The 20,022-nt window shown below is 57.8% G+C and carries 26 protein-coding genes; 9 read left to right on the forward strand and 17 right to left on the reverse strand.

Annotated features, from left to right (window positions below; all coding sequences use genetic code 11):
• Nucleotides 1-60 precede the first annotated feature (60 nt).
• Nucleotides 61-957 (reverse strand): LysR family transcriptional regulator, encoded by an 897-nt coding sequence (locus ACYZTX_RS08070; protein WP_462033626.1) that lies wholly within the window; start codon nucleotides 955-957, stop codon nucleotides 61-63.
• A 107-nt stretch (nucleotides 958-1,064) separates the two neighbouring features.
• Between ACYZTX_RS08070 and ACYZTX_RS08075 the strand changes: the two genes are divergently transcribed.
• From ACYZTX_RS08075 to rpoS, 8 genes are all read left to right on the forward strand, one after another.
• A complete protein-coding gene (locus ACYZTX_RS08075; protein WP_462033627.1) occupies nucleotides 1,065-2,177 on the forward strand; it encodes an S-(hydroxymethyl)glutathione dehydrogenase/class III alcohol dehydrogenase in 1,113 nt (370 codons plus the stop codon).
• 8 nt (nucleotides 2,178-2,185) lie between these two features.
• On the forward strand, nucleotides 2,186-3,031 hold the full coding sequence (gene fghA, locus ACYZTX_RS08080) for an S-formylglutathione hydrolase (RefSeq protein ID WP_462033628.1): 846 nt from the start codon (nucleotides 2,186-2,188) through the stop codon (nucleotides 3,029-3,031).
• A gap of 43 nt (nucleotides 3,032-3,074) precedes the next feature.
• Nucleotides 3,075-3,548 carry a 2-C-methyl-D-erythritol 2,4-cyclodiphosphate synthase gene (gene ispF / locus ACYZTX_RS08085; protein ID WP_462033629.1) on the forward strand — a complete coding sequence of 158 codons (474 nt, stop codon included), beginning with the start codon at nucleotides 3,075-3,077 and terminating at the stop codon, nucleotides 3,546-3,548.
• Nucleotides 3,545-4,603, forward strand: coding sequence for a tRNA pseudouridine(13) synthase TruD (truD, locus tag ACYZTX_RS08090; protein WP_462033630.1), 1,059 nt, complete (start codon nucleotides 3,545-3,547; stop codon nucleotides 4,601-4,603). Before ispF ends, truD begins: the two co-directional genes overlap by 4 nt.
• The gene (gene surE, locus ACYZTX_RS08095) at nucleotides 4,591-5,340 is read left to right on the forward strand and encodes a 5'/3'-nucleotidase SurE (protein ID WP_462033631.1); all 750 of its coding nucleotides are present in this window, start codon (nucleotides 4,591-4,593) and stop codon (nucleotides 5,338-5,340) included. The genes truD and surE overlap by 13 nt, the downstream gene beginning before the upstream one ends.
• 41 nt (nucleotides 5,341-5,381) lie before the next feature.
• Nucleotides 5,382-6,017, forward strand: a complete 636-nt coding sequence (locus tag ACYZTX_RS08100; RefSeq protein WP_173860469.1) for a protein-L-isoaspartate(D-aspartate) O-methyltransferase — start codon at nucleotides 5,382-5,384, stop codon at nucleotides 6,015-6,017.
• Between the two features lie 211 nt (nucleotides 6,018-6,228).
• Nucleotides 6,229-7,086, forward strand: a complete 858-nt coding sequence (locus tag ACYZTX_RS08105) for a peptidoglycan DD-metalloendopeptidase family protein (protein WP_462033632.1) — start codon at nucleotides 6,229-6,231, stop codon at nucleotides 7,084-7,086.
• A gap of 105 nt (nucleotides 7,087-7,191) precedes the next feature.
• The gene (gene rpoS, locus ACYZTX_RS08110; protein ID WP_262168225.1) at nucleotides 7,192-8,199 is read left to right on the forward strand and encodes an RNA polymerase sigma factor RpoS; all 1,008 of its coding nucleotides are present in this window, start codon (nucleotides 7,192-7,194) and stop codon (nucleotides 8,197-8,199) included.
• A gap of 481 nt (nucleotides 8,200-8,680) precedes the next feature.
• Here rpoS and fdxA read toward each other — a convergent pair whose 3' ends face one another.
• The 16 genes from fdxA to ACYZTX_RS08190 form a co-directional block, all read right to left on the reverse strand.
• Nucleotides 8,681-9,004, reverse strand: coding sequence for a ferredoxin FdxA (gene fdxA, locus ACYZTX_RS08115; protein ID WP_093412508.1), 324 nt, complete (start codon nucleotides 9,002-9,004; stop codon nucleotides 8,681-8,683).
• A gap of 142 nt (nucleotides 9,005-9,146) precedes the next feature.
• Nucleotides 9,147-11,714 carry a DNA mismatch repair protein MutS gene (mutS, locus tag ACYZTX_RS08120; RefSeq protein WP_462037007.1) on the reverse strand — a complete coding sequence of 856 codons (2,568 nt, stop codon included), beginning with the start codon at nucleotides 11,712-11,714 and terminating at the stop codon, nucleotides 9,147-9,149.
• A gap of 25 nt (nucleotides 11,715-11,739) precedes the next feature.
• A complete protein-coding gene (locus tag ACYZTX_RS08125; protein ID WP_462033633.1) occupies nucleotides 11,740-12,975 on the reverse strand; it encodes an Arm DNA-binding domain-containing protein in 1,236 nt (411 codons plus the stop codon).
• Nucleotides 12,976-12,983: 8 nt separating this feature from the next.
• Nucleotides 12,984-13,181 (reverse strand): hypothetical protein, encoded by a 198-nt coding sequence (locus tag ACYZTX_RS08130; RefSeq protein WP_056856218.1) that lies wholly within the window; start codon nucleotides 13,179-13,181, stop codon nucleotides 12,984-12,986.
• 166 nt (nucleotides 13,182-13,347) lie between these two features.
• Nucleotides 13,348-14,055 (reverse strand): hypothetical protein, encoded by a 708-nt coding sequence (locus ACYZTX_RS08135; RefSeq protein WP_462033634.1) that lies wholly within the window; start codon nucleotides 14,053-14,055, stop codon nucleotides 13,348-13,350.
• Nucleotides 14,052-15,302, reverse strand: a complete 1,251-nt coding sequence (locus ACYZTX_RS08140; RefSeq protein WP_462033635.1) for a DHH family phosphoesterase — start codon at nucleotides 15,300-15,302, stop codon at nucleotides 14,052-14,054. The genes ACYZTX_RS08135 and ACYZTX_RS08140 overlap by 4 nt, the downstream gene beginning before the upstream one ends.
• Nucleotides 15,299-15,520 (reverse strand): hypothetical protein, encoded by a 222-nt coding sequence (locus ACYZTX_RS08145; RefSeq protein ID WP_462033636.1) that lies wholly within the window; start codon nucleotides 15,518-15,520, stop codon nucleotides 15,299-15,301. Before ACYZTX_RS08145 ends, ACYZTX_RS08140 begins: the two co-directional genes overlap by 4 nt.
• A complete protein-coding gene (locus ACYZTX_RS08150; protein ID WP_462033637.1) occupies nucleotides 15,517-15,936 on the reverse strand; it encodes a hypothetical protein in 420 nt (139 codons plus the stop codon). The genes ACYZTX_RS08145 and ACYZTX_RS08150 overlap by 4 nt, the downstream gene beginning before the upstream one ends.
• 77 nt (nucleotides 15,937-16,013) lie before the next feature.
• A complete protein-coding gene (locus ACYZTX_RS08155) occupies nucleotides 16,014-16,835 on the reverse strand; it encodes a YfdQ family protein (RefSeq protein WP_462033638.1) in 822 nt (273 codons plus the stop codon).
• A 51-nt stretch (nucleotides 16,836-16,886) separates the two neighbouring features.
• Complete coding sequence (locus tag ACYZTX_RS08160) at nucleotides 16,887-17,228, reverse strand: hypothetical protein (protein ID WP_462033639.1); 342 nt, start codon at nucleotides 17,226-17,228, stop codon at nucleotides 16,887-16,889.
• A 58-nt stretch (nucleotides 17,229-17,286) separates the two neighbouring features.
• On the reverse strand, nucleotides 17,287-17,532 hold the full coding sequence (locus ACYZTX_RS08165; protein WP_198131988.1) for a pyocin activator PrtN family protein: 246 nt from the start codon (nucleotides 17,530-17,532) through the stop codon (nucleotides 17,287-17,289).
• Complete coding sequence (locus ACYZTX_RS08170; RefSeq protein WP_462033640.1) at nucleotides 17,529-17,912, reverse strand: hypothetical protein; 384 nt, start codon at nucleotides 17,910-17,912, stop codon at nucleotides 17,529-17,531. The genes ACYZTX_RS08165 and ACYZTX_RS08170 overlap by 4 nt, the downstream gene beginning before the upstream one ends.
• On the reverse strand, nucleotides 17,909-18,184 hold the full coding sequence (locus ACYZTX_RS08175; RefSeq protein ID WP_462033641.1) for a hypothetical protein: 276 nt from the start codon (nucleotides 18,182-18,184) through the stop codon (nucleotides 17,909-17,911). The genes ACYZTX_RS08170 and ACYZTX_RS08175 overlap by 4 nt, the downstream gene beginning before the upstream one ends.
• Before the next feature lie 10 nt (nucleotides 18,185-18,194).
• Complete coding sequence (locus ACYZTX_RS08180) at nucleotides 18,195-18,617, reverse strand: hypothetical protein (protein WP_462033642.1); 423 nt, start codon at nucleotides 18,615-18,617, stop codon at nucleotides 18,195-18,197.
• Nucleotides 18,614-18,820 carry a hypothetical protein gene (locus ACYZTX_RS08185; RefSeq protein WP_462033643.1) on the reverse strand — a complete coding sequence of 69 codons (207 nt, stop codon included), beginning with the start codon at nucleotides 18,818-18,820 and terminating at the stop codon, nucleotides 18,614-18,616. Before ACYZTX_RS08185 ends, ACYZTX_RS08180 begins: the two co-directional genes overlap by 4 nt.
• 168 nt (nucleotides 18,821-18,988) lie before the next feature.
• Complete coding sequence (locus ACYZTX_RS08190) at nucleotides 18,989-19,738, reverse strand: XRE family transcriptional regulator (protein ID WP_462033644.1); 750 nt, start codon at nucleotides 19,736-19,738, stop codon at nucleotides 18,989-18,991.
• A 12-nt stretch (nucleotides 19,739-19,750) separates the two neighbouring features.
• On the opposite strand from ACYZTX_RS08190, the gene ACYZTX_RS08195 reads away from it, so the two are divergent.
• Nucleotides 19,751-19,948: a hypothetical protein gene (locus tag ACYZTX_RS08195; protein WP_462033645.1), complete on the forward strand. Its 198-nt coding sequence runs from the start codon at nucleotides 19,751-19,753 to the stop codon at nucleotides 19,946-19,948.
• The last annotated feature ends 74 nt before the right edge of the window (nucleotides 19,949-20,022 follow it).

The following is a 20,022-nucleotide window of genomic DNA, read 5'->3' on the forward strand; positions in this document are numbered from 1 at the left end:
AGCTCCTACATTGGATCGCGGACTCCTGTAGGAGCTGCCGAAGGCTGCGATCTTTTGATTTTAGGTTCTATATTCAGGCCGCTCAGCCAACCCCTCTTTCAAATAATCCACCAACTTACGCACCTTGGGCGACAAGTGCCGCTGCTGAGGATAGAGCGCCCACACCGCCGTATTAGGTGGTTGATGCGCCTCAAGCAGCGAAATCAGTTCACCGTTTTTCAAATGCTCCAGCACGTAATAGTCCGGTAACTGACACAACCCAACCCCTTGCAGCGCCGCATCCAGCACCGCTTGCCCACTGTTGCAGCGCCAGTTTCCCTGTACTCGCTGGGAAAATTCCCGCCCGTTCTGTTCCAGTTGCCAGAGGTCCGAGCTGCCAATGAGGCAGTTGTGGCGGCTCAGTTCCGACAAGCTATGCGGGCGACCATACCGTTCCAGATAGGACGGCGATGCACACAGGTACATGCGCCGTGGCGCCAGACGTGCCGCCACCAGTCGCGAGTCTTGAAGGCGACCGAGGCGGATGGCCAGGTCCAGGCCTTCGTGCACGAGGTCGAGTTGACGATTGCTTAGTTCGATGTCGATTCGCAGTTGCGGATAGAGCCCCATGAAACGGGTCACCAGCGGCACGATGAATCGTTCGCCATACGCCACAGCGCACGTCATGCGCAGCATGCCTTTGGGTTCGCTGGTCAGGTCACCCACCGCTCTCAGTGCTTCTTCGCGACCATCCTGTAACCGCTGGCAGTGTTGCAGAAAGGTTTGCCCGGCCTCGGTCAGCGTGACCCGACGGGTGCTGCGGTAAAGCAGGCGGGTTTGCAGCCGCTCTTCAAGGCGTACAATTTGTCGACTGATGTGGGAGGACGAAACCCCAAGGCGTTCCGCCGCCGCCGTGAACTGGCTGCATTCGGCAACAGCAACGAATTCGTCGATCCCTTCCCAGCGGTTTTCGGACATTGAAGATTATCCCTGTACAGCAATAATGTTTTGCTTTTGTCCGGATTATTCACCGTAGAGCGCTGTATTACACTCCCTGTCTCGTTTTTATTCACTGGAGAATCCACATGATCAAGTCGCGCGCTGCCGTTGCCTTCGAGGCCAAGAAACCCCTCGAGATCGTCGAAGTCGATGTCGCCATGCCCAAGGCCGGTGAAGTCCTGCTGCGCGTGGTTGCCTCCGGTGTCTGCCATACCGACGCCTACACGCTGTCGGGCGCGGACCCGGAAGGCATCTTCCCGTCGATCCTCGGTCATGAAGGTGGCGCGGTGGTTGAAGCGATCGGCGAAGGCGTGACCTCCGTCGCTGTCGGTGATCATGTGATCCCGCTGTACACCCCGGAATGCCGCCAGTGCAAATTCTGTCTGTCGGGCAAAACCAACTTGTGTCAGGCGATTCGCGCGACTCAAGGCAAAGGGCTGATGCCGGATGGCACTTCGCGTTTTTCCTACAAGGGTCAGCCGATTTTCCACTACATGGGCACTTCGACGTTTTCTGAATACACCGTGTTGCCGGAAATCTCTGTGGCCAAGATTGCTAAAGAAGCGCCGCTGGAAAAAGTCTGCCTGTTGGGCTGCGGCGTCACTACCGGCATCGGTGCAGTGCTCAATACCGCCAAGGTAAAACCAGGTGATACCGTCGCCATTTTCGGCCTCGGCGGCATCGGTCTGTCGGCGGTAATCGGCGCGGTCAAAGCCAAGGCTGCGCGGATCATTGCCATCGACATCAACCCGGCCAAGTTCGAGATCGCCAAGCAGTTGGGTGCAACCGATTGTGTGAACCCGAAAGACTTCGATCGTCCGATCCAGGAAGTCATCGTCGACATGACCGACGGCGGCGTCGACTTTTCCTTCGAATGCATCGGCAACGTCCAATTGATGCGTGCTGCACTTGAGTGCTGCCACAAGGGGTGGGGCGAGTCGGTGATCATCGGTGTTGCCGGTGCCGGCCAGGAAATCGCCACCCGTCCATTCCAGCTGGTGACCGGTCGCGTCTGGCGCGGTTCGGCGTTCGGCGGCGTGCGTGGTCGTACCGAGTTGCCGAGCTATGTCGAAATGGCCGAAACCGGCGAAATCCCGCTGGATACTTTCATCACCCACACCATGGGCCTGGAAGATATCAACAAGGCTTTCGACCTGATGCATGAAGGCAAAAGCATCCGTTCCGTCATCCATTTCTGAGGTCGGTCATGAGCCTGGAAAATATCTCCTGCCAGAAAAGCTTCGGCGGCTGGCACAAGCGCTATCGGCACCGTTCCGATGTGCTCGGCTGCGACATGGTGTTTGCCGTGTACCTGCCGCCGCAAGCGGAGCAGGGCGGCAAACTGCCGGTGCTGTACTGGTTGTCCGGCCTGACCTGCACCGACGAGAACTTCATGCAAAAGGCCGGTGCAATGCGCATGGCCGCCGAACTGGGGCTCATCATTGTTGCACCGGACACCAGCCCTCGCGGTGCCGATGTGCCGGGTGATCCGGATGGCGCCTGGGACTTCGGTCTCGGTGCCGGGTTTTATCTGAATGCCACGCAGGAGCCCTGGTCCCGCCACTATCGGATGCATGACTATGTCGTGCAGGAATTACCCGCATTGGTCGAAGCCCATTTCCCGGCTTCGGACAAGCGCGGCATCAGCGGTCACTCCATGGGTGGCCACGGTGCGCTGGTCTGCGCGTTGCGTAATCCGGGGCGTTATCAGTCGGTGTCGGCGTTCTCGCCGATCAACAATCCGATGGATTGCCCGTGGGGGCAGAAGGCCTTTTCCCGCTACTTGGGGGAAGACCGATCGAAATGGCGCGAGTGGGATGCCTGCGTTCTGATTGCCGAGGCGAACGAGAAGCTGCCCCTACTGGTCGACCAAGGTGATCGCGACGATTTCCTGGCCACCCAGCTCAAGCCTGAAGCCTTGCAACAGGCCGCCAAACTGGCCGGTCATCCGCTGACGTTGCGTTTGCAACCCGGCTACGACCACAGCTATTTCTTCATCGCCAGTTTTATCGACGACCACTTGCAGCATCACGGACGCGCCCTAGGCGTCTAATGCAGGTAGAATCACGCCCTGACAAAAATCGGGGCGTTTTTTTATGCGTATTGGCCACGGCTATGATGTGCACCGTTTCGCTGAAGGCGATTTCGTTACTCTGGGCGGCGTGCGGATTGCACACGGCTTCGGGCTGCTCGCTCATTCCGACGGTGACGTCCTGCTGCACGCCTTGAGCGATGCCTTGCTCGGCGCCGCTGCGTTGGGTGATATCGGCAAGCATTTTCCGGACACCGACCCGACATTCAAGGGCGCCGACAGCCGTGGGCTGTTGCGTCACGTCGTCGCACTGATCCACGCCAAGGGCTGGAAAGTCGGCAACGTCGATAACACCATCGTCGCCCAGGCCCCGAAAATGGCCCCGCATATCGAATCGATGCGCGCGCTGATTGCCGCGGATCTTCAAGTTGAGTTGGATCAAGTGAACGTGAAAGCTACCACCACCGAAAAGCTCGGTTTTGTCGGGCGCGAAGAAGGCATTGCCGTGCACTCCGTTGCCTTGTTGCTGCGCGCATGAACGAACTGCAACTGCTCGGCCCGCGGGCCTATGGTGACGCTCTCGGCACCGCGGTGTTGAAAGCCACGGCGGAAGATTTTCAGGTCGACGAAGTGCTCAATATTCCGCTTAGCGGTGATGGCGAGCACCTGTGGATCTGGGTGGAAAAGCGCGGTCTGAATACCGAAGAAGCGGCGCGACGGATCGCCAAGGCGGCGGGCGTGCCGTTGCGTACCGTCAGTTACGCGGGCCTCAAGGATCGTCAGGCGCTGACTCGCCAGTGGTTCAGCGTGCAGCTGCCGGGCAAGGCCGACCCTGATCTGTCGGCGGCGGAAAACGATACGCTGAAAATCCTCAAGACCGGCCGGCACAAACGCAAGCTGCAACGCGGTGCTCACTCGGCCAATGGCTTTACGTTGCGACTGACGCAATTCGCTGGCGACAAAGCGGCGATCGAGGAGCGTCTGCAACTGATCGCCCAGCAAGGTATTCCCAATTATTTCGGCGCTCAGCGTTTTGGGTTTGACGGCGGTAACGTGGTCGATGCCCGTGCATGGGCGGCTCGCAAAGCCTTGCCGGAACAACGCAACGTGCGTTCGCGGCTGCTCTCCACCGCGCGCAGTTTTCTATTCAATCAGGTGCTGGCGGCGCGCGTCGCCGATGGCACCTGGCAGCGTGCCCAGGTCGGTGATCTGCTGGCCTTCACTGACAGCCGCAGTTTCTTTCCGGCAGGTGTTGCCGAGTGCAGCGACCCGCGTCTGGCGATTCTCGATCTGCACCCGACCGGTCCTCAGTGGGGCGAAGGTGACTCGCCGGCGACTGGCGCTGTCCATGAACTGGAGCAGGCAATCGCCACGCGCGAAGCGGACTTGCGTGATTGGTTGATTAACGCCGGTATGAGCCACGAACGTCGCATCCTGCGGCTGCCCATTGGTGGGTTGACGTGGCATTATCCCGAGCCTGACATTCTGCAACTGGAATTCGTCCTCCCGGCCGGATGCTTTGCCACCGTATTGGTGCGCGAGCTTGTTGATCTGGTGCCGGTGGGGCAGACGGACAGCCCATGCGTATTCTGATTTCTAACGACGATGGGGTAACCGCACCCGGTCTCGCCGCGCTTTATGCTGCGCTGGCGGATTACACCGAATGCGTGGTTATCGCCCCGGACCAGGACAAAAGCGGCGCCAGCAGCTCGCTGACGCTCGACCGTCCGTTACACCCGCAAACCCTGGCCAACGGCTTTATCAGCCTCAATGGCACACCGACCGATTGCGTGCACCTGGGCCTCAATGGCTTGCTGGAGCGCGAACCGGACATGGTGGTTTCGGGCATCAACCTGGGCGCCAATCTGGGTGACGATGTGTTGTATTCCGGCACCGTGGCGGCGGCCCTTGAGGGGCGTTTCCTGGAGCGCCCTTCGTTTGCCTTTTCGTTGGCCTCACGGCAAGTGGAGAACCTTCCCACAGCCGCGTACTTTGCGCGCAAACTGGTAGAGGCTCACGCGGACCTTGAACTGCCACCGCGTACGGTACTGAACGTGAACATTCCCAATTTGCCGCTGGACCACATCCGCGGTATTCAACTGACCCGCCTCGGGCATCGCGCACGTGCTGCAGCGCCGATGAAAGTGGTCGATCCGCGCGGTAAATCCGGTTACTGGATTGCGGCGGCGGGGGATGCTGAAGACGGCGGCCCGGGCACCGATTTCCATGCGGTGATGCAGGGCTATGTTTCAATCACTCCATTACAACTGGACCGCACCTTTAATGATGCCTTCAGAAGTCTCGATGGCTGGCTTGAGGGGCTGCGATAATGGGTCGTGAACAAGACGATATGCTGCGTCGCGGCATCGGCATGACCTCTCAACGGACCCGTGAGCGGCTCATTCAGCGGCTGTATGAAGAGGGTATTTCCAACGCCAAGGTGCTGGAAGTGATCCGCCGTACACCCCGTCACCTGTTTGTCGACGAGGCGCTGGCTCACCGTGCCTACGAAGATACCGCGCTGCCGATCGGCAATAACCAGACCATCTCCCAGCCTTATATGGTGGCCCGCATGAGCGAGCTGCTGTTGGAGGCCGGTCCTCTGGACAAGGTAATGGAAATCGGCACCGGTTCGGGCTACCAGACGGCGGTGCTTTCGCAGCTGGTCGAGCGGGTATTTTCGGTCGAGCGCATCAAGGTTTTGCAGGATCGGGCCAAGGAACGCCTGGTGGAACTGAACCTGCGCAACGTGGTGTTCCGCTGGGGCGATGGTTGGGAAGGGTGGCCGGCGCTGGCGCCGTACAACGGCATTATCGTGACCGCGGTGGCGACCGATGTACCTCAGGCGCTGCTCGATCAACTAGCGCCGGGAGGACGGCTGGTGATCCCGGTCGGGTCGGGGGAGGTTCAACAATTGATGCTGATCATCCGGGAAGAGCAGGGCTTTTCCAGGCGCGTTCTGGGGGCTGTTCGCTTCGTCCCATTACTCAACGGGCCACTCGCCTGAGCATTTGTTTCAGCGTGCTGAATTCTCTTCGATTGCGCCTGTCTTACAGCGGCATCGATAAGTTAAACGGGATTCATCGTCAGGCAGCAAACGTGTGCGCGAAGCCCTTTCGCTTCATTAAAGGTAAAGCCTGCACGGCCCGTTATACTTGCGACATTTCGTGCCAGAACACGGCAAACAACATTTTCAGCCACCACAAAGGGAGCGGCGGGTGAGTCTCACAGTCATTGCGCAGCGAATGGGTAAAACGAGTTATCAGCGCTTGGTGACTGGCCTTGTCTTGAGCACCTTGCTGGTCGGTTGCTCCAGCAACAAATCGAGCGATGTACGCATCGTCGATCGCAACAATGCCGTCGCCCAGCGTCCGGCAGTGACCACGGGTCAATACGTGGTGCGACCTAAAGACACCTTGTTCTCCATCGCGTTTCGCTATGGCTGGGACTACAAAGCCCTCGCGGCACGCAACAACATTCCTACGCCTTACACGATCCATCCGGGTCAGACGATTCGCTTTGACGGTCGCACCGGTTCAACGCCGACGCCGGTGGCAAGCTCCATAGATTCAACACCTTCTTCGTCGCTGAAAACCACGGTTATCCGGCGCCAGGCGAATGGCGCAACCACCAGCACAGCAGTGGTTGCGCCGTCCGTCGCCAGCAAGTCGACCCCTGCTCCGATGCCTCCTGCCGGTCCAGCCCCGACCGGCTGGGGATGGCCATCTAATGGCATTCTGATTGGAAAATTCTCTTCAAACGGCAGTTTGAATAAAGGAATTGATATCGCCGGGGATTTGGGACAGCCTGTTTTAGCTGCGTCTGATGGGACGGTGGTATACGCCGGGAGTGGCTTAAGGGGCTACGGCGAATTAGTCATCATCAAACACAGCGATACCTACGTCAGTGCCTACGGACATAACCGCAGGCTGTTGGTTCGGGAGGGGCAGCAGGTCAAGGTCGGACAGACAATTGCCGAAATGGGGTCAACGGGAACAGACCGGGTGAAGCTGCATTTTGAGATTCGCCGACAAGGTAAACCAGTAGATCCGCTGCAATTCCTGCCACGTCGTTGATCGCTTTCCAGCCTGTTCCGTCACGTAGAGGGAACAGGCTCCAGCGTTGCCAAGGATAAAGGCGCCGCTTGAGCCTGAGGTCGAACTCACCAAAGGACTATAACAATGGCTCTCAGTAAAGAAGTGCCGGAGTTTGACATCGACGATGAGGTTCTCCTGATGGAGACCGGCATCGATACGGATTCGATGTCGAATGATGAAGGGGCTGCTCCACCTTCCGTTCGTGCCAAATCCAAACACTCCGCCTCGTTAAAGCAACACAAGTACATTGACTACACGCGTGCACTCGATGCCACGCAGCTGTATCTCAATGAGATTGGTTTTTCTCCTCTGCTATCCCCCGAAGAAGAAGTTCATTTTGCGCGCTTGTCGCAAAGTGGAGATCCGGCCGGGCGCAAACGCATGATTGAAAGCAACCTGCGGCTGGTGGTGAAAATCGCCCGGCGTTATGTCAATCGTGGTCTGTCGCTGCTGGACCTGATCGAAGAGGGCAACCTCGGGCTTATCCGGGCAGTAGAGAAGTTCGACCCCGAACGTGGCTTCCGCTTTTCGACTTACGCGACCTGGTGGATTCGTCAGACCATCGAGCGCGCGATCATGAATCAGACCCGGACCATCCGGTTGCCGATTCATGTGGTCAAAGAGCTAAACGTGTACCTGCGGGCTGCACGGGAGCTGACGCAAAAACTCGATCACGAACCCTCACCCGAAGAAATCGCCAACCTGCTGGAAAAACCAGTGGGAGAGGTCAAGCGCATGCTCGGCCTGAACGAGCGGGTTTCTTCGGTCGACGTCTCGCTGGGTCCGGATTCGGATAAAACCCTGCTGGACACCCTTACCGATGACCGTCCAACCGATCCATGTGAACTGCTGCAGGATGACGACCTGTCTCAGAGCATCGATCAATGGCTCTCGGAGCTGACCGACAAGCAACGTGAAGTGGTGATACGTCGCTTCGGGCTGCGCGGTCACGAGAGCAGCACGCTTGAAGATGTAGGCCTGGAAATTGGCCTGACCCGGGAACGGGTCAGACAGATTCAGGTTGAAGGCCTGAAGCGTCTTCGGGAGATTCTCGAGAAGAATGGCCTGTCGAGCGAGTCGCTGTTTCAATAAGTAATTTGCTGGCCGGCATTAAGAAATCCCGACTGGTTCGGGGTTTTTTATTACCTGATGGAAAGTGAGTTCCCTCCGTAGTCCCCTCTCGTTTGTAGTCTCTTGCTGTAAGCGTTTGCTTACTCTTTCGTAAGTGTTCGCTAACTCCATGAGTAGCAGTCGTATATATTCTTACGTGAGATAAGATTAACTAGTTGATTTAAATGATTATTTTTTTAGATGAACAGCGTATGACAGGCAGTTTCAACTATCCGGGGCAATTGCTCCTGGCAGGGAACTCTCTAGTATCTGAACTGTGTCGACGGACAGACACGCCCTTCAAGGACGAGGGGAAAGGACATCGCAGGAAGCGATTCATCAGGACGATGAAAAGGAATACAGGGAATAGGGAAAAAAATGTGGGCGGGTCAAACCGCCCCTTTTTTTGCCTGCGGAAAAGCAAAAAGGCCCGCAAGGGGCCTTTTCGAGAACGCGGGGGTAATCAGCGTTCGAGGTCTTTGATCTTGCCTTTGACGCCATCCCACTCTTCGGCATCAGGCATCGATTCTTTCTTCTCGGTGATGTTGGGCCAGATTTCCGCCAGCTCAACGTTCAGCTGAATAAATTCCTGCATGTCTTCCGGGACTTCATCTTCGGAGAAGATGGCCACGGCAGGGCATTCTGGTTCGCACAGTGCGCAGTCGATGCACTCATCCGGGTGAATCACCAGGAAGTTCGGGCCTTCGTAAAAGCAGTCCACCGGACAAACTTCTACGCAGTCGGTGTACTTGCACTTGATGCAGTTGTCGGTGACGACGAAGGTCATTTCTAATTTTCTCCTCAGGCGGCGGCAGCGGAGCCCCTTCACGTTGGGGTCGCCAGGTTTGGGAGCGATAGTCTGCTGGTCAGGCTATAAGCCAGCAGCATCCCAAACCGCGCGAGATTCTAACAGCTTGCAGGCAAGTGCGTTAGATCCGTGTCTTAAGTGTATAGAGCATTTCGAGCGCACGACGCGGGGTCATGTCGTCCAGATCAAGTTTGGCCAGATCATCCAGTACCGGATGCGGCAGACTGGCGAACATATCGCTCTGCTGCGGCGCAGCCGGTTTACCTTTGGCAGTCTTGGGGACTTCATGAGGCAGGGCGGTGGCTTCCAGTCGGCCCAAGTGTTCACGAGCGCGCACGATCACTTCGCTCGGCACACCGGCCAGTTGCGCAACCGCCAGGCCATAGCTCTGGCTTGCAGGTCCAGGCAACACGTGGTGCAGGAACACGATCCGTTCATTGTGCTCAGTGGCATTGAGGTGCACGTTGGCCACCAATGGTTGGGCTTCCGGCAACACGGTCAGCTCAAAGTAGTGGGTGGCAAACAGCGTATAGGCTCGCAGATGTGCCAGGCGTTCCGCCGCAGCCCACGCCAGGGACAGACCGTCAAAGGTGCTGGTGCCGCGACCGACTTCGTCCATCAGCACCAGGCTGCGCTCGGTGGCGTTGTGCAGAATATTTGCGGTTTCGCTCATTTCGACCATGAAGGTCGAGCGCCCGCCAGCAAGGTCATCGCTGGAACCGATTCGGGTAAAGATCCGATCCACCAGAGACAACTCGCAGCTGGCCGCCGGCACGAAGCTGCCGATGTGTGCCAGCAGCACGATTAGAGCGGTCTGGCGCATGTAGGTGGATTTACCGCCCATGTTCGGACCGGTGATCACCAGCATGCGGGTGTTGTCGTCGAGGCTCAGGTCATTGGCCACGAACGGCGTGGTCAGCACTTGCTCGACCACGGGGTGACGACCCTGGCTGATGCGCATGCACGGCTCGTCGACGAAGCGGGGGCAGTTCAGATCGAGGTTCAGCGCACGCTCGGCGAGGTTGCTCAGCACATCCAGCTCGGCCAGTGCCGCGGCGGTGTCCTGCAACGGTGGCAACTGGGCGATCAAATCTTCGAGCAGTGCTTCGTAGAGTATCTTTTCGCGAGCCAGGGCGCGGCTCTTCGCCGACAGCGCCTTGTCTTCGAACGCCTTCAGTTCCGGCGTAATGAAGCGCTCGGCACCTTTCAACGTCTGGCGACGGATATAGTCTGCCGGCGCCGACTCAGCCTGCTTGCTCGGTAACTCGATGAAGTAGCCGTGAATGCGGTTGTAACCGACTTTCAGATGCGACAGGCCGGTGCGAGCCTTCTCCCGGGCTTCGAGGTCGATCAGGAACTGCCCGGCGTTTTCGCTGAGCGATTGCAGGTCATCGAGTTCGCTGTCGTAACCGGTTTTCAACACGCCACCGTCACGGATGACGGCCGGTGGATTGTCGATGATGGCTTTTTCCAGCAGTGCCGCCAGCTCCGGGTAAGTGCTGGTGGTCATAGCCAGTTGAATGATGTGCGGAGCTTCCAGCTCAGTCATCGCCACTTGTAACTCAGGCAATGCACCCAGCGCATCGCGCAGGCGAGCCAGGTCACGAGGACGGGCATTGCGCAGGCCGATCCGCGCCAGGATCCGCTCGATGTCACCGATTTCCTTGAGCTGCGGTTGCAGTTTCTCGAAGCGGTAACCGTCGAGCAGGCAGGTGATCGAGGTCTGACGTGCCAGCAATACGGTCAGGTCCCGCAGCGGACGGTTCAGCCAGCGGGTCAGCAGACGACTGCCCATGGCGGTCTGGCAGCGATCGACCACCGATTGCAACGTGTTGTCGCGACCGCCGGCCAGGTTGGTGTCCAGTTCCAGGTTGCGACGGCTCGCGCCGTCCAGCACCACGGTGTCGTCCAGGCGTTCATGACGCAGGCTGCGCAGATGGGGCAGGGCGGTGCGCTGGGTTTCCTTGGCGTAGCTGAGCAGGCAACCGGCGGCGCCGATGGCCAAAGTCAGGTTCTCGCAGCCGAAACCTTTCAGGTCCTGGGTGGAAAACTGCTGGCAAAGACTTTTCAGCGCCGAATCACGTTCGAAATCCCACGGCGCACGGCGACGAACCCCACGACGTTTCTCCGCCGGCAGGTCCTTCGGCCAGTCGTCCGGGATCATCAGCTCTACCGGATTGACCCGCTCCAGTTCTGCCAGCAGGCTTTCCCAGCCCTTGATCTCCAGCACGGTGAAGTTGCCGCTGGTGATGTCCAGAACCGCCAAGCCGAACAAACGCTCATCACCCAGAACTGCCGCAATCAGGTTATCCCGACGCTCATCCAGCAGCGCTTCATCACTGACCGTACCGGGTGTAATGATTCGCACCACCTGACGATCCACCGGCCCTTTGCTGGTAGCCGGGTCGCCGACCTGCTCACAGATCACCACCGACTCGCCGAGTTTGACCAGTTTCGCCAGGTAACCTTCCGCGGCGTGGTAAGGAATCCCACACATCGGAATCGCCTGACCCGCCGACTGCCCACGGGCGGTCAGGGTGATGTCCAGCAATTTGGCGGCCTTCTTCGCGTCTTCGTAGAAGATCTCGTAGAAGTCGCCCATGCGGTAGAACATCAGCTGGTCAGGGTGCTGGTTTTTCAGGCGCCAGTACTGCTGCATCATTGGCGTGTGGCTGGATAAGTCTGAAATTGCTTTATTCATCAGTGGCTTAGCGTTATTCGTTCAAAAGTGTGGGGCAAAAATGGGGCTTTTTGGTTTGCTTTTGAATGCCCGACCAGATGTGTAGAAGCTCGGTCGGCGACTCGTCGTCCATCCACTTGGCGTACACCTCGACCAGCATGGTGAAGTCCTTGTGGCCCATTTGCTTTGCAATGAACGCAAGGTTACCACGGGCAGTCAGGCACCAGCAGGCGTAGGTGTGTCGAGTCTGGTATGGCCGGCGAGGGCGAATCCCCGAGCGCTTTTGAATGGCTGCCCACTTAGTGTTCCATGACGTGGGGATAAACCATTGGTTGATGATTTTCTTCCGGGCTTGTGTGGTTGGGGACAGTAGCGGGGTGACTGTTTCGACACGGCTTTCGTGGCGATTCATGTACACCTCGATCTCGCGCGGTGCGTGATCGGCCACCAAGCCCAGTAGAATTTTGCAGGCCTCAACAGCTGGCGGCATCAAAAGTACTGCGCGCGGTTTGCCGGTCTTGGGTACTTTGAACGTGCCGTCCGCAGTGATGGCCCGGGTGATGTTGATCTGTCCAGCGATCAGGTCGACATCCTCGACGGCCAATGCGCACATCTCACCCGGGCGAAGGCCTGTGTAGACCGCAAGTGTGATTGCGGCCGAGTCCTGTGGGTGGAGGCAACCTTTGCTGAGCAGCTGTTCGAACTCGCCCCTGGTCAATGGGTCCGGTTCGCGACCGATCATAGCGAATCGAATGCAAGCAGCGGACAGCCCTTTGCGGCAGTAGCTGTTGTTTTCACACCACGCCAAGAAGCCGGCAAACGTGGCCAGGTAATGGTTCGCTGTGGAAGGCGCCCGGGTGGAGATCAGTTGTGTCCTGAGCAGCTGGATATCTTCGGGTAAAAGGATGCCTGCCAACCGGTCTGGCCCCAATAATTCGGTGCAGATATCCAGCGCGTATCCGTATTTTTCTTCGGTCATCGGGGTGATGTCGACGGCCTTCAGTGGTTTGTAGCGGGCCATCAGTGCGGCCAGGCGTTCGTCCTTTACGTTGCTGTAGTTGGTCGCGTTCTTCGAGTTGGGAAAGTGACGCGTGTAATCGAAGTGCCCTGTTTTGATCTCGTGAATGATTGCCGCCCTGAGTAGGGCGGCATGTTTGATGTTGGCTTTGGTAACTGGAAGGCCGAGGGATTCGCGGCAGCGGACTCGCCGCCACATGAACACGACGCGAATGTTGCCGCCGTGTAACTCAATCCCTTTGTGTTTGGCCAACTCGGCTTCTAGGCCGCTTCCTGCGGTGCGCTCTCGGCCCACTTGTCGTACTCCGTCATATTGATTGCGATGCGGCCGTCTGGCGTTTTGCGCCAGATGCGGCCCTGTGCCCAGGTACCGTTCTTCACTTTGTGGCGGATGGCGTCTTCGCTGTAGCCGGTGAGTTCGGATGCGCGGTTGATCATTACCCAGCGTGGAAGGCTCATTGCTGTTGCTCCCCTGTACGGCGCGCGATGCCTTCGGCCTGGCGCAGCTTGCTGCATTGTTCGTGGTTGCCGTGTGCCCGCGACTTGTCGCATTTGTCGCAGATGGTTTGGAGGTCTAGGGGCGGCATCTGCCCGCGACGGATTCGGACTGTTCGGCGAAGTGCTGTCATGGCGTCACCCGTTTAAACTCGACCACCCAGACCCATGGGTTGGTATCCCACGCGCCTGCGCCATTAATGGATTCCCATAGGCCAGAGAATCCATGAATCTCGGCCTCGCGACAGGTGAAACGCGTCGGAGACGATTCCAGAAACTGCTGGCACATCGATCCATCCACGCCTTCGGCGAATGCCTGATCGGGGCTGATGTCCTGCAATCGCTCGACCCTGACCATGGTGATTTCCAGCAAGAGGCGGCTAGCCCAGCGCGGCATATGGATGGAAGGGATCCGGCGGGCAAGGTTGACGTCGTGATGGTCGCTGTAGCGTTCCAGTAGCTTGATGCCGCGCATGTCCTTTTCGTCCAAGTACCCCTCAGGTGAATTCGGGCCAGAGGCGGCGTAATAAACGCCCCATGCCGCTACCACCTCAAGCGTTTCACGCACCCAGAGGCGATCGCCGGGCTTTCCGTATGGGCACGCAGACCATCCCCGAGTTTGACGGGTGCCGCCGGTCGCTGGTGACGGACCGGACGCCATCCATTTCCCGGTACCGCCAGCATCTAAAACCCAATCGTCAGTTTCGAGTGTCGGCTGAGGCTTGATCACCCTCCGCGTGACCGTCTTCTGACCGCTGAGAATCGCGCGCACCATCGGCGCGGTGAATAGAATCTGGCGTTCTTTAGGATCGACTGGAGGTTGTTGCGCGGAATTCATGGCGTGACCTCCTGATTGTCAGCTTTTTTGCAATACAGTGGATCAGCTCCGATGAACACTTCTTCCGGTGCGTCACGCCACAGGTCCCGAATTGTGTCGAAGTCGCCTTCATTCCAGAGGCGTAGGAACTCCATGCCGGCGCAATGACCGGTGGCGTGCTCCAGTGCGAACTGAATTGCAGCAGTGGAGGGATCTGGTGGTGGAAGCGGAAGAGCGGTCAGAGCGGCTTCGGCTTCGGCGAACCAATCGGCGGCTCCGGGGTTTTCTTCTTTCAGTATCAGCACGCCTTCGGCGAGTAGCCATGCGAGATTGTCCAGCTGCTGCAGAATTGCTGCGTTATCGGGGTGGGCTGTGGGATATGCCAGAGTGTGATCGAGAGCCACCCGAAAGCCTGCGGCATTGCGGTGTCCGCCACCGCCATATTGTTTGGCAATCTCGGACACATCCATGCCGACGTCTGTGCTGCGCAGGCTAAAGGTTCGTCCATCAGGAGTATCGAAGTAAGAGCCGGCGAAGAGTTCGCCTTCAGCCATAAGAGCCCCAGCATCGCTAGCAAACATGAATGGAAGGTTTGCGACAGGTACATCGTGCCCGCCGATGAGCATGCGGCGTTTGGTTGTGCGGACCAGGTCGGCTACGGTCTTTTGGTGCTGGCGATTGATGGCTTCACCATCTAGGCGCATTGCGTTGATATCGTCGGCGAAGAGAAGGTCCCAGGTCGCGAAGTCTTGCGGGTAACTGAACAGGTCCGCCATGATCTCGCGGGTGCCGGGCAGTTTGAATTGCCAAAGATCACGGTCCTCGATGTGGTTGATCAGTTGCGGGCGCGGCTGGCCGGGGAAAAAGAAGTCCCAAGCGAGGCCGGCACCGCAGCGGGTCATGTCAAAATGCTGTCCGATATGTGGCGCATTGCAGCTCAAGCATTCGGCCTTACATTCGCGGTTGAACTGTTCATAGTTCTCGCCCGCGGCAAACACCCCTTTAAGGTCTTCTTGCGCCGTTTTGTGATGATCGAGGATCAGGACCGATGCTGCCTGGTCAGCGATTTCGACAAGCGTTTCGTAGGGATACGAGAAGTCGACGATGATCACTTTTTTTCCCGCTACATCAGGCGGTTGTTGGCCATAGGTGGCTGCATGGAATTCGATCTCGGCGCCCAAGGCTTTGCGGACAACCCAGGCGGCGCCGAACCCGTCAGCGCAGTTGCCGTGATAGATGCAAAGAGTGATGTTTTCTTTGCTGTTCATGCGGCCTCCTTGACCAGGTCGGCCAGCAGCAATGCATTCTTGGTGTCCTTGTGCAGCTTGCGTAGGGCGTCATTGCCGATCAGCACGGCCAGCTGCCGATCAAACTCTTTACGAGAGTGAGTCAGCTCCCGGAGCTCTGTGGTGGCTTTGGCGCATTGCCGTTGGAGCTCGCCGGCAGCCTGTGGGGTAAGGCGCAGCATTGGGCTGACTCGATTCATGCTGCATTCTCCTTTGCTACTGGTTCCAGAAGTGTTGCCATGGCGAGTGCTTGATCGCGGAGCTCAAGGGTGTCTCGTTCGAGTTTTTTGCCGGTGCGAAAAGCGCTGAATGTCTCGGCTGCGATACGCAGTTTTTCGGCGATATCCAGCAAGATTCGATGGTGTTCTTCGACGATTACCTTGCTGTCCTTGAGTTTTTTACACTGTTGTGCAAGGTGCTTGTGGTCGGCTTGAATGAACTGAAGGGAGGCTTTCAGTTCGAGAATGGTTCTGGCGTTTTCGGCGCGCTGAATGTCTTTCCCTTCTTCGATTCCTGCGGTCAGGCCGTCGCTACGACCCACCATGTGGCCGAACCAGAAAAGAAGTCCGGCTGTGACGATGAGTCCAATCAATGCGTAGATTTGAATTGTGGTCATGTGCTGTGTACCTCAGTAGAGCCCGCCGACGGGATTCTTGGTGAGAGGCCGGCGGCGGGGTGTTGCTTGGGGTTTAGTTACAGGGTGGCTTCGTAAAGTGGTACGTCACCGATTGCGCTTTGGATCTTCTGGCGAACGGCGTTGTAGGCTTCTTCAAGCACCTTGTCAGGGCGCACTAGCTCGAACCACATTTGCAGGCGACCTTCCAGAATGCGATAGCGGAAGCGAGCCGGGACGCAGAAGGCGTCACCGCCGAGGAAGGGCTTCACGGCAATGAAGAATTGTTCGGGGATGCGCAGTTGGCCTGCTTCACCGGCACGACCGTCGATTTCTTCGTTGTAGGTCAGTTGCACCTGGCCGTTGTCGAGTCGGGTGCCTTGACGGAAGGTGATGTTTTTCTTGGCTTCCAGGGTGCGGCTGATTTCCAGCATTTCGGCAGCGCTGGGGTCGTTTGCTTCGTTCTCGCGCTGAGTGATGTCCTTGACATTCTCTTCGATGAATTCGGCGAAGGTGGCCTGATCCATGCGCTTGCGGTCGGTCTCTTTCCAGCGGCCCCACTCGATGGTGGTCGGGCAGCGGTAAGTAGCGATGTGGTCGCGCCAGGCGGGGCTGGTGGGTTGGTGATAGTCGATGACAGCAGAGAAAGTGCGACCTTCGGGGCCGTTGCAGAACACTGCGGTAGCGTCATTGGCGAATCGGTTCACGTATGCAATGAACGATTCTGCGTCCAGGACAGTGAGTTTCTGGCGCGTGCGAGTGGGGTTCGGCAGCAGGTGTTCAAGGTCTTTGATGCTCACGCTGTCGGGTAGCAGTGCAATGGGCGCCGACAGCCCTGGGTGATCAATCGGCTTACCGATTGCCTGGGCGAGGGTTACCAGCTCTTGAATTGCTTGTTGCATTGGATGCGCTCCATTGGGTGATGCTGTGGTGAGAGGTTTGGTAATCAGAAATTACTGACTGACGTGGCGCAGTTTGTCGGGCACCTCTTCGTTGACGGTGCGTAGCGGTAAGTCTTGTTGCCGTGGGTCGCGGCGGGTCAGGTTGCCTTCGGGCGTCAGGAAGAACAGCGATGTGCCACGAGCCAGGATCGGTTCTTTCGCTTTGACGTCGGCCTTGATGGTCATCTGGCCGCTACCGTCAGGCTTATAAGTAAGCTTGATGTTCAGCTCTCCGCCCTTGCCGGTCTGGCGGATAGCGTCGACTAGGCTGTGCTGGGTTTCGCTGAGTTCATCGAGCAGACCTCCGGCCTCGATATCCCGTAACGTGTCGATGAAGGGGCGTGCTTTGCTCATGTGCTGTGCCTCATTGAGTGGATGTTGTTTGCCCCTTGCCGGCAGGGGCCGCCGTGAATCAGGCCGCTTGCTTCGCCGCCTGGGCGTCGAGGTAGGCGGCCAGGTCATGCAGGTACACAACTGCTGTGCCTTTATTCCCTGCTCCGCCTAGGCGGGTGACTTTCAATTCGATTCGCCCAGCGCTGATGCGGCGTAGTAGGTAGCGGTCACTAGAAATGTGAGAGAAGTAACGCTCACGGATGGCTGATAGAGTTGGGCATGGTGTCGCCCATTCCTTTCGCAGTTGGTCGATGGTGTTGCTCACGCAGCGTCCTCCCCGAGCCCCTCCGATGGGGGCAGCAACTTGAGGCGGATCATTTCGGCGAGGCCTTCTTTGCTCTTGCCCATGGCTGCGGCGCAGATCTGGCCTTTTTCGTCAGCGACTACCGCGCCGAAGGGAAACTCAGGCGAGTTGGTGGGGGTGACGTAGGCCACCTGGCCTTCTTGAATCACGTCGTTGACGCAGCGAAAGACTTCGGCCAGTTCCACTGTGCGGCAAGGCATGCTGTCCAGCAGGTCAATGGCTTCGCTTGCGGCACCAATCAGCGTGGCGCGGCTGACCACGCCCGGGCTGTCCAGATAGATTGGAATCAGCCGCAGGGCGCCGAGAGCTTGGGTGTAAGCATTGAAGTAGTTGGTTTTCATGCTGCGGCGTCCTTGTGCGTAATGGTGATGCCCAGCTTCTTAGCCAGCCATGGCACGCCAGCCTCGGTGACCATCACTACGGCGTAGTGCTTGTAGCGGTTGGTGGTTCCGATCTGGACGCTGCGCGGGTCTGAAAACAGGTTGCCGCCGCCACGGTGGTGGCTGGCCAGGTCGCCGCTTTGCGTCAGCACGCGAAGCTCACGCAGTTGCTCGCGGAACTTCCGGGGTTTGAGGCCGAGCACGGCGGCCGTTTCGTCCAGGGTGCGATTCATGGCGCGGTCCTCAGGCGGCGAGCAGTTTGCGGACGCCTTTAATCAAGGCTTCCGACTCGTCCAGCATTCGATGTATTTGCGCATCGCGGCTGGGTTGCTCCGGAGTTGGCTCGGGCGTTTCGGGTTCGGGCTTCTGGTCATCCGTCGTTGAGGCCGGAGCAAGCTGGGCCGACTCAATGCGCCCATTCGCGATGTCTTGGATAAAGTCACGAAGGTGCAGATGGTTTGCTCGATCTGAGCGTTTGAGGGTCAAGTGGCCCGAGTGCCCTCCCAGGTCAACGCTGATGACTGCGTTGTTGTCGGTGAGCTCGACTTCAAAGCTTGCATGGATGGTTTGCTCTGGTCGTTGAAGGGGGCACACGGCGGTGCCGCCAACCTGCAACATGTGGTGCAGGAGCTCTTGTTTTGCGAGTGGAATGAGATAGCTGTTCATGCTGCGTCACCACCGAACGGCGAGGAGCTGTCATCGGCTGCGGCAGTGTTGAGAGGCTTGATGGCCTCGGTGCGACCTTTGGGGCTGGTGATCACCAGCAGTCCGGTGCGGCGTTGGATGGCTTCTAATGCGGCGCGGCTACTGCAGGCAGATGGGTGCAGGTAGACCGGGCAACGTGTGTTGCTGTGCTGTGTCGTTTGCATGTCTCGTACTCTTTGGTGAGAGGGGTACGAGGTGAACTATACGAATGCTCATATTTGCAGTCAATGCGAATTTGCATAGTTGCTTGTGCGAGCGTTAAAAAACCCGCTCAGTGGCGGGTTTGAGTTAGCAGGTAGCGGTATGTGGAAGTAAACCGCTGCAGGTGATGGCTAGCCGACCCCGCCGCCTCTCCATATGACGCGACCAAGGAATGGCATTTCATGGATAGCCTCCTCGGTTGCTGGCTCATCTGGATTCGCTATTTTGTCAGAGTTGTCGCTTCTAATAACCCAGGAGCCCGAAAGCTGCTGGTTTAATCTTTTGATGCTGTTGCCGCCGTCTGGCCTGCGGATTACATAAACTTGTTTGTCTCTCGGCTCTGTCTGCGACGTATCGAAAAGCACAACATCCCCATCAAAAATGTATGGTTCCATGCTGTCGCCTTGGGCATAAATGACAAACAGGTTTTCAGGTTTTGCTTTCATTCGCTGCAACCAATCGCGCTTAAAAGCGAGGCCCTCGGTGGTTTCGACATGCTCGTTAAGGTAACCATGTCCGCACGAACCCTTGGCCTTGAATTGTGGAATCAACGCGTAGTCCTTAGCGCTTGGCGAGCCGTCTTGTTTGGGTTCGGATTCGCTGCCGAATAGAAGCCAGTCCGGGGTAACGCCTAATGGTCGCGAAAGCGCTTCCACCGTTGATGTTCTTGGGCTTGAGCTTTCGCCCGACAAAATTCGGTTGATGGTAGGTTGTGGAACCGAGGCCCTGCGGCTTAGCTGGCTCTCGTTCAATCCAAGTTCACGCATCTTGGTTCGAAGACGCTCTGCAATATCCACCGGCACACCATACGTTTTTGAATTATGCGAATTGTATTGCTTCGAGTTATCCGTTTTCGTATGATTTGTTATGAGAAAGATCATGGGAACAGAGTCATGACAATCCAAGAGATGCTTACCTACCTGGCGGTGCGGGGTTATTCCCAGAAGGCGATCGCCGATAAGGTCGGATCAACACAACCGACTATTCATCGTGCCAGTAAGGGGGCGGGTATTTCCTACGAGACGGGGAAGGCTATTGAGTGCCTTTTCCTTCGCGAAAAAGAAGCGGCTGATCGAGAGTCAGCGCTTTAAGGGTGCTGGGTTGGGGCCTCTCACCATAAGAATCCCCCAGCCCAGCGGTGGCGATACGCAGCACATACCATACC

This window comes from Pseudomonas sp. MDT1-17, from assembly GCF_054898105.1.